This window comes from Natronomonas sp. (assembly GCF_047616845.1).
GTDB lineage: Archaea > Halobacteriota > Halobacteria > Halobacteriales > Haloarculaceae > Natronomonas.
Genome location: NZ_JBLGBY010000074.1, coordinates 1 through 7,399, shown reverse-complemented (window position 1 = coordinate 7,399; position 7,399 = coordinate 1). Strand labels below are relative to the sequence as shown.

7 protein-coding genes are annotated in these 7,399 nt (G+C 66.4%); 6 read left to right on the top strand and 1 reads right to left on the bottom strand.

Annotated elements, in window-relative coordinates; all coding sequences use genetic code 11:
* Nucleotides 1-86: 86 nt before the first annotated feature.
* Nucleotides 87-779, bottom strand: coding sequence for a phosphoribosyltransferase (locus tag ACI8UR_RS11785; protein ID WP_415087905.1), 693 nt, complete (start codon nucleotides 777-779; stop codon nucleotides 87-89).
* Between the two features lie 170 nt (nucleotides 780-949).
* On the opposite strand from ACI8UR_RS11785, the gene ACI8UR_RS11780 reads away from it, so the two are divergent.
* The 6 genes from ACI8UR_RS11780 to ACI8UR_RS11755 all read left to right on the top strand — a co-directional run.
* A complete protein-coding gene (locus ACI8UR_RS11780; RefSeq protein WP_411715749.1) occupies nucleotides 950-1,852 on the top strand; it encodes a PhzF family phenazine biosynthesis protein in 903 nt (300 codons plus the stop codon).
* 159 nt (nucleotides 1,853-2,011) lie between these two features.
* The gene (ppsA, locus tag ACI8UR_RS11775; RefSeq protein ID WP_411715748.1) at nucleotides 2,012-4,300 is read left to right on the top strand and encodes a phosphoenolpyruvate synthase; all 2,289 of its coding nucleotides are present in this window, start codon (nucleotides 2,012-2,014) and stop codon (nucleotides 4,298-4,300) included.
* A gap of 50 nt (nucleotides 4,301-4,350) precedes the next feature.
* Nucleotides 4,351-5,091: a hypothetical protein gene (locus ACI8UR_RS11770; RefSeq protein WP_411715747.1), complete on the top strand. Its 741-nt coding sequence runs from the start codon at nucleotides 4,351-4,353 to the stop codon at nucleotides 5,089-5,091.
* 57 nt (nucleotides 5,092-5,148) lie between these two features.
* Entirely contained in the window at nucleotides 5,149-6,201 is a 1,053-nt protein-coding gene (mfnA, locus tag ACI8UR_RS11765) for a tyrosine decarboxylase MfnA (RefSeq protein ID WP_411715746.1), read from the top strand.
* A 39-nt stretch (nucleotides 6,202-6,240) separates the two neighbouring features.
* Nucleotides 6,241-7,179 (top strand): WD40/YVTN/BNR-like repeat-containing protein, encoded by a 939-nt coding sequence (locus ACI8UR_RS11760; protein ID WP_415087903.1) that lies wholly within the window; start codon nucleotides 6,241-6,243, stop codon nucleotides 7,177-7,179.
* A gap of 38 nt (nucleotides 7,180-7,217) precedes the next feature.
* The coding region (locus ACI8UR_RS11755; protein ID WP_415087901.1) for a class I tRNA ligase family protein at nucleotides 7,218-7,399 on the top strand (182 nt) is incomplete at its 3' end.

Here is a 7,399-nt window from a genome sequence, read left to right as displayed (position 1 = left end):
CCCCGGAGTTGCCAGCCCGTTCGCACCTCGTCTTTGAGTGCGTACGCGCGAGTCAGCGCCTCGATGGCGTCGTCGTCAGCCATCGCTCAGGCGAGCTGCCAGCGCCCATCGCCGGCGGGCTCAGTGACGCCGCGACGCTCCATCTCCGTGAGCACCTCGTCGAGCCGGTTCGGCTGGGCGATCTCCATCTCGATGCGCTCGATGCGGTGGTATTCAGCGAGGAAGTGCCGGACGTCGGCGGGGGTGAAGCTCTCCTGGTCGGCCTTCTCCATGACGCCGCTTATGAGGTCGATCATGTCCTCGATGAAGTTCCAGGGATAGACGACCCACGTCCACTCTTCGAGGCGTTCACCGACGAATTCGGGTTCGAACTCGCTGGTCTGGAGAAGCTGGAGCGTTGCGGTGCGCACCGTCGCGCAGTCGCGCTCGTTGACGTACTCGTGGGCGCGCTTGATGGAGCCGCCGGTGTCGGCGATGTCGTCGATGACGAGAACGTCTTTGCCCTCGACACTGCCCTCCGGCATGGGGTAGCGCACCTGCGGTTCGTCGGCTTTCTGGCCGGTGCCGACGTAATGTTCCATCTTCAGGCTCGTCAGATCGTCGAGCCCGAGGAAATCACAGAGACAGCGGCCGGCGAACCAGCCGCCACGGGCCAGCGCCACGACGACATCGGGCTCAAAATCAGCCGCCTTCACTTGATTGGCGACGTCACGACAGAGCCCGTAGATGTACTCCCAGTCCGTGACGGTGCATTTGAATTCGTCGGGGAGGTCTGACATGGCTGGTGCAAAGCGGTGGGCTGCCGTATATCTGTCCGTCCGGCGGGAGGCTCTACGGCGTGTGGGACACTGTCGGCGGCACGACCGACTCGAATTTCAGCACCGGCCTTAGCGAGGAGGCGCAGCCGGTCGACGCCCGACTTAAGAGCACCCGGCCACATGGCGGGTGTATGGACACCCGACGCGCGCTACTCGTCGACGCGTTCACGAGCGACCCCCTCACCGGCAACGCAGCGGGCGTGATTCCCGACGCCGAGGGACTCAGCGAGGAGGCGATGCAGGCCATCGCCCGCGAACTGCACGCCTCCGAGACGGCCTTTCTGTTGCCGAGCGACGAAGCCGATCGCCGGGTTCGCTACTTCACACCCACCCAGGAGGTCGAGCTGTGTGGCCACGCGACCATCGCGAGCCACGCGTTCCTCGCCGAAGAGGGCGTCATCGACGACGGCACGCACACCCTGGAGACGAACGTCGGTGTTCTCGATATCGACATCGATGACGGAACCGTGTGGATGTCCCAGGACACCGCCGACGTGAACCGCGTGGACGCCGACTACGACCGGGTTGCCGACGCGCTCGGTGCCGACCCCGCGACGCTTCGGGACATCGGCGCAGACCTACCGCTTGCGACCGCCTCGACCGGGCTGGGCTTCCTCGTCGTTCCCGTGAATTTCCTGAAGGGCGTGTCGGCGCTCGACCCCGACATGGGCGCCGTCGCGGCGCTGACGGACGAACTCGACGTGACGGGCATCTACGCGCTCACGTTCGACGCGCTGGATGCGGAGTCGACGCTCCACGGCCGGATGTTCGCGCCCGCGGCGGGCGTCGATGAAGACCCCGTCACTGGCACCGCCTCGGGCGCCGTGGGCGCGTACCTGCGGGAGGTCGAGGCCTTCGACGGCGAACTGCCCGAGGAGATAGTGTTCGAACAGGGCCACTTCATCGACCGGCCGGGCCGCGTCCGAGTGCGGGCGCGTGCCGACCCCGTCTCCGTCGGCGGGCGGGCGGTGACGGCCATGGACGGGTCAATAGTCGTCCCGGAGTTCGAAGACGACGATATCATCGAGGCGTGAGGCGGGATGAGAGCCACCGACGACGAGTCGAAAACGGAGCGAACGCCTTCCAGGTGGCGCCAGGCGGTCGATTCGCTCCGATCGGTTCTGACAACCCTTGACGCCGGACGCACGCTTCGGAACCTTCTTTATCGGCCTGCCGGTTCGTTCACACACAAGATGGCTGTACTCTGGCTGGACGAAATCGGCGCCGACGACCTGGGGTTGGTCGGCGGGAAAGGGGCCTCCCTCGGCGAGATGACCGCCGCAGGGCTGCCCGTTCCACCCGGTTTCGTAGTCACCGCACAAACTTATCGAACGTTCATCGAGGAGACCGGCATCGACGAAGCGCTGTTCGAGGCCGTCGACGTCGACTCGGAGGACTCCGCCGCGCTGGCGGAGGCGGAAGCCACCGCGAAGGAACTCATCCTCGGCACCGAACTCCCCGAGGAGGTTCGTGAGGAGGTTCTGGCTGCCTACGACGACCTCGACGACGGGGAAGCCTTCGTTGCCGTCCGGTCGTCGGCGACCGCCGAAGACCTCCCCGACGCCTCCTTTGCGGGCCAGCAGGAGACGTATCTCAATATCACCCGCGAAGACCTCATCGACCGCGTCAAGCGCTGCTGGGCGTCGCTTTTCACCCAGCGTGCGATCTACTACCGCAACGAGCAGGGCTTCGAACACGATATCGTCGACATCGCCGTCGTCGTCCAGACGATGGTCGCCGCCGATAAATCCGGCGTCATGTTCACCTCCCACCCCTCGACCGGCGAGCCGAAGATCATCATCGAGGCCGCATGGGGGCTCGGCGAGGCCGTCGTGAGCGGCTCCGTCTCGCCCGACAACTACGTTGTCGACCGCGAGACCGGCGAGGTGCTTGAAGCGACCATCGCCGACAAGAAGACGAAGATGGTCAAAGACGAGGCGACCGGCGAAACCGTCGAGCGCGACGTCGAAGAAGCGAAACGAGAGGCCCAGGTACTCGACGAAGACGAAATCGCCCAACTCATCGACCTCGGCGAGCGCGCGGAAGACCACTACGACGAACCGCAGGACATCGAGTGGGCAATCGCCGATAGTGAGAGTCCCTCTAGCAGCCGGACGCAGTCCGGCGACGGCGACGTCTACATGCTGCAGTCCCGCCCCATCACCACCATCTCCGAGGAGGCGGTCGAGGAGGCCGCCACCGACGGCAACGGCGACGTGCTGGTGCAGGGGCTCGGCGCCTCACCCGGCATTGCCTCCGGCCCTGTTCGTATCGTCCGCAAACTCGACCAACTCGACAAGGTCAGCGAAGGTGACATCATCATCACCGAAATGACCACGCCGGATATGGTGCCGGCGATGAAACGTGCAAGCGGCATTGTCACCGACGAGGGCGGCATGACCAGCCACGCCGCCATCGTCGCTCGCGAACTCGGCGCACCCGCAGTCGTCGGCGCCGGCAACGGCACCGAGGTACTCGGCGACGGCCAGGTCGTCACCATCGACGGCGACAAAGGCACCGTCACCGAGGGCGCCACGGAACCCGAAGAGGAGACCGACGCCGTCGAGGACGTTCGACCCCAGAGTCCCGTCAAACCGATGACGGCGACGGAAGTGAAGGTGAACGTCTCCATCCCCGAAGCGGCCGAGCGCGCCGCCGCGACCGGCGCCGACGGCGTCGGCCTGCTCCGGATGGAGCACATGATTCTCTCGACGAACAAGACCCCCGAACGCTACATCGAAGACCACGGCGAGGAGGCCTACATCGACGAGATCGTCAGCGGCGTCCGCGGCGTCGCCGACGAGTTCTACCCCCGCCCTGTCCGCGTCCGCACGCTCGATGCGCCGACAGACGAGTTCCGGCAACTGGAAGGTGGCGAGGACGAACCCCACGAGCACAATCCGATGCTCGGCTACCGGGGCATCCGCCGCTCGCTCGACCGACCGGAGCTTTTCAAACACGAACTGGAGGCGTTCTGCCGCCTGTTCGACATGGGCTACGACAACGTCGAGATCATGTTCCCCCTGGTCAACGACGCCGAAGACGTCGTCCAGGCGCGGAACCTGATGGAGGAGGCCGGCATCGACCCCACGAAGCGGACGTGGGGCGTCATGATCGAGACGCCAGCATCGGCGCTCACCATCGAGGATATGGCCGAGGTCGGCATCGACTTCGCCTCCTTCGGCACGAACGACCTCACCCAGTACACGCTCGCGGTCGACCGCAACAACGAGAACGTCGCCGACCGCTTCGACGAACTCCACCCGGCCGTGTTGTCGCTCATCTCGACGACCATCGAGACCTGCCGGGAGCACGACATCGACACGAGCATCTGTGGCCAGGCCGGCTCGAAGCCGAAGATGGTGCGCTTCCTCGTCAACGAGGGCGTCTCCTCCATCTCGGCCAACATCGACGCAGTGCGTGACGTCCAACACGAGGTCAAACGTGTCGAGCAGAAGCTGCTCCTCGATTCGGTTCGATAATCGACCCGCGCATCACGCACTTTTTATTCGTTGCACGCTGAGACGGGGACATGCAACGAGGCGTCGCGACGGTCGCACTTTGTTTCCTGCTGATACTGTCGGGCTGTTCTGCGCTGCCGGGCGGCACTTCCGGTGACTCCCCGCCTGGCGTCGAGGACGGCGCACTCAACAACTCGTCAGCGCTCGTCGACGCACATTCGAGCGCGCTCACGGAGTCGGGCTACACGCACGAGGTCAGGCTGAACCAGTCACAGCTCATCAACGGCAATCTCGCCAACATCACTCGCAAGCAACGCACCAACGTTACCGCTGGCGCCGGCGAGTACCGCTTCCAGCTCATCAACGGCGGTGACGCGAACTCCCGGTTCGTCATCTGGGGCAACGAGACGGTCGAATACCAGCGCATCGAGATCAGCGGCGGTGACCCGCAGTACCGCCAGTCCGAGCCGACGCCGCCGCGTGCGCTTTCGGGCGTAGCCATCTTCGAACCGCAGCTGACGGCGCCGTTCGAGGTCGTCGACCGGTCGGAAGTCGACGGGACGACGCTCGTGACGCTCGAGGCGACTGGCCAGCCGACGAGCGAGAAGGCCTTCCCCAGCGACGCGGAGTCGATTCGGAACTACGAGGCCCGGCTCGTGGTCGACACGCAGGGCCGAATCCACGAGTTCACCGCGAGCGCGGACTACGACCTCAACGGTGAGTCGACGTCGTACGACCTCAGTTACGCGGTGACGAGCTTCGAAAGCCCCGACGTCCAGCGACCCTCGTGGGTCGATGAACTCGAAGGCTAGACGACGAAAGCCGCGGGAACACAACGGCTAAAGGGCCGGACACGAATGACAGCACGTATGCAGCGGGCCGAACCGCAGGATTTCAGTCGCGTCCTTTCGTCGATGTGTACGGAACCGCATCCGGCGGCCCGCGACGCGGCGGAGCGATTCCTCGCTACGAACCCGGGCGACCCCGGCACCTACGAGACGGTCGCGAAGATGGAACGCCGGGCTGTCGACCTGCTGGGTCAGGTCGCTGGCCTGCAGGATGCGGCAGGCTACGTCGCCTCGGGTGGTACCGAAGCCAACATTCAGGCGGTTCGCATCGCCCGCAACCGCGCCGACACCCGAACGCCGAACTTCGTCGCGCCGGCCTCCGCACATTTCTCCTTCCGCAAGGCCGCGGACATCCTCGGCGTCGAACTCCGAACCGCGCCGCTCGAGGACTTCCGGGCGAACCTCGATGGTGTCGCCGAACTCATCGACGAGGACACCGTGCTCGTCGTCGGCATCGCGGGAACGACGGAGTACGGTCGCGTCGACCCGATTCCGGCGCTCGCCGACCTCGCGAATGACGCCGGCGCGCTCTGTCACGTCGACGCCGCGTGGGGTGGGTTCGTCCTGCCGTTCACCGAGCACGCCTGGGGGTTCGACGATGCCGACATCGACACGATGACCATCGACCCCCACAAGATGGGCCAGGCGGCAGTTCCCGCGGGCGGCCTGCTGGCCCGCGGTCCGGAGCTACTCGACGAACTCGCCATCGACACGCCGTATCTCGAATCGACCTCGCAGGTGACGCTGACGGGCACTCGGAGCGGTGCGGGCGTCGCGAGCGCCGTCGCCGCGATGGAGGAGCTGTGGCCCGACGGCTACGAGGCTCAGTATCGCCGGTCGCAGTCGAACGCCGACTGGCTGGCCGCCGAGGTCGAATCGCGGGGCTTCGACGTCGTTTCGCCCGCCCTCCCCATCGTCGCGATGGATCTCTCCTACGACCTCGTCACCGACCTCCGGGAACAAGGGTGGCGGCTCTCCCGAACCGAGGCCGACGAGGCGCGCGCCGTCTGTATGCCCCACGTCACTCGGCCGATGCTACAGGAGTTCCTCACCGACCTCGACCGGCTCGCGTAGGCACCAGCGTTTACTTCGCGGGCGACGCCACGGACAGCCATGCACGTACTCTGTGGGACGCGACAGGGCGTCTATCGTGGCCGCCCGGGGGAGTTCGACGATGCAACACGGGTGCTCGACTCGGACAGAGTCATGCGCATCCGGCAGTTCGGGCCACGCGTCTACGCTGCGACCCGGAGCGGACTGTATCGGTCGCTCGATGGCGGCGACTCCTGGACACGGCTCGAAACGCCACAGTCGGAGGTGTATTCCGTCCTCGAAGCCCCGGTCGGCGAGCAGCTCTTCGCCGGCACGCATCCCGCGCATCTGTACGTCTCGACGGATGGAGGCGACTCCTGGACGGAGCGTGCGGGCCTTCAGCGGCTTCCATCACGGGAAACGTGGCACACGCCGCGACACCGCAACGAAGCCCACGTTCGGAGTCTCGGCGCTGTCGGGGCGGATCGGCTCGTCGCCGGCATCGAAGTCGGCGGCGTCCACCGCAGCGAGGACGACGGCGCGACGTGGACGGAGCGAAACGACGGCGTGCACGACGACATCCACCACGTCCTCGTGCGGGACACCGACCACTGGGTCGCCTCGACGGGCAATGGCCTCTATCGCACCCGCGACGCCGGGCAGACGTGGACGCGGCTCGACGAGGCGCTCAGCAACCGCTACTTCCGGGAGGCGTTCGCCCACGAGGGTCGTCTGTACGCCGCGGCGACGGCCGGCTCACCACCGACGTGGGGCAGCCCGAGCGACACCGACGCCGCGCTGTATGAGTCCGACGATGACGGCGACTCGCTTCGGCCCGTCGAGTACGCGGGCGGACCGGGTGCGTTCGTTCTCTCGTGGGCTGCTGACGACGGCAACGTGTACGCCGGCACGACCTCCGGGCTGGTGTTGCGCCGGGATGACGACGGCTGGTTCGGCGTCGGAAGCGTGCCGTCGGCGGTGGCCTCGCTGGCCGCAGTGGCGGCTTCGGAATCCCGATAGCGGGAGTGTTTTACCCTCGACGGCCCGCATGGTCGTGTATGCACGAAGAGTTCCCGACGGAGACCCCCGCAGTGGTCACCTGCGGGTTGCCGTACGCCAACGGCGACCTCCACGTCGGCCACCTGCGGACGTACGTCAGCGGCGACGCCTACTCGCGGGCGCTTGAGCGTGTCGGCCAGAACGTCGCGTTCGTCTGCGGGTCGGATATGCACGGCACGCC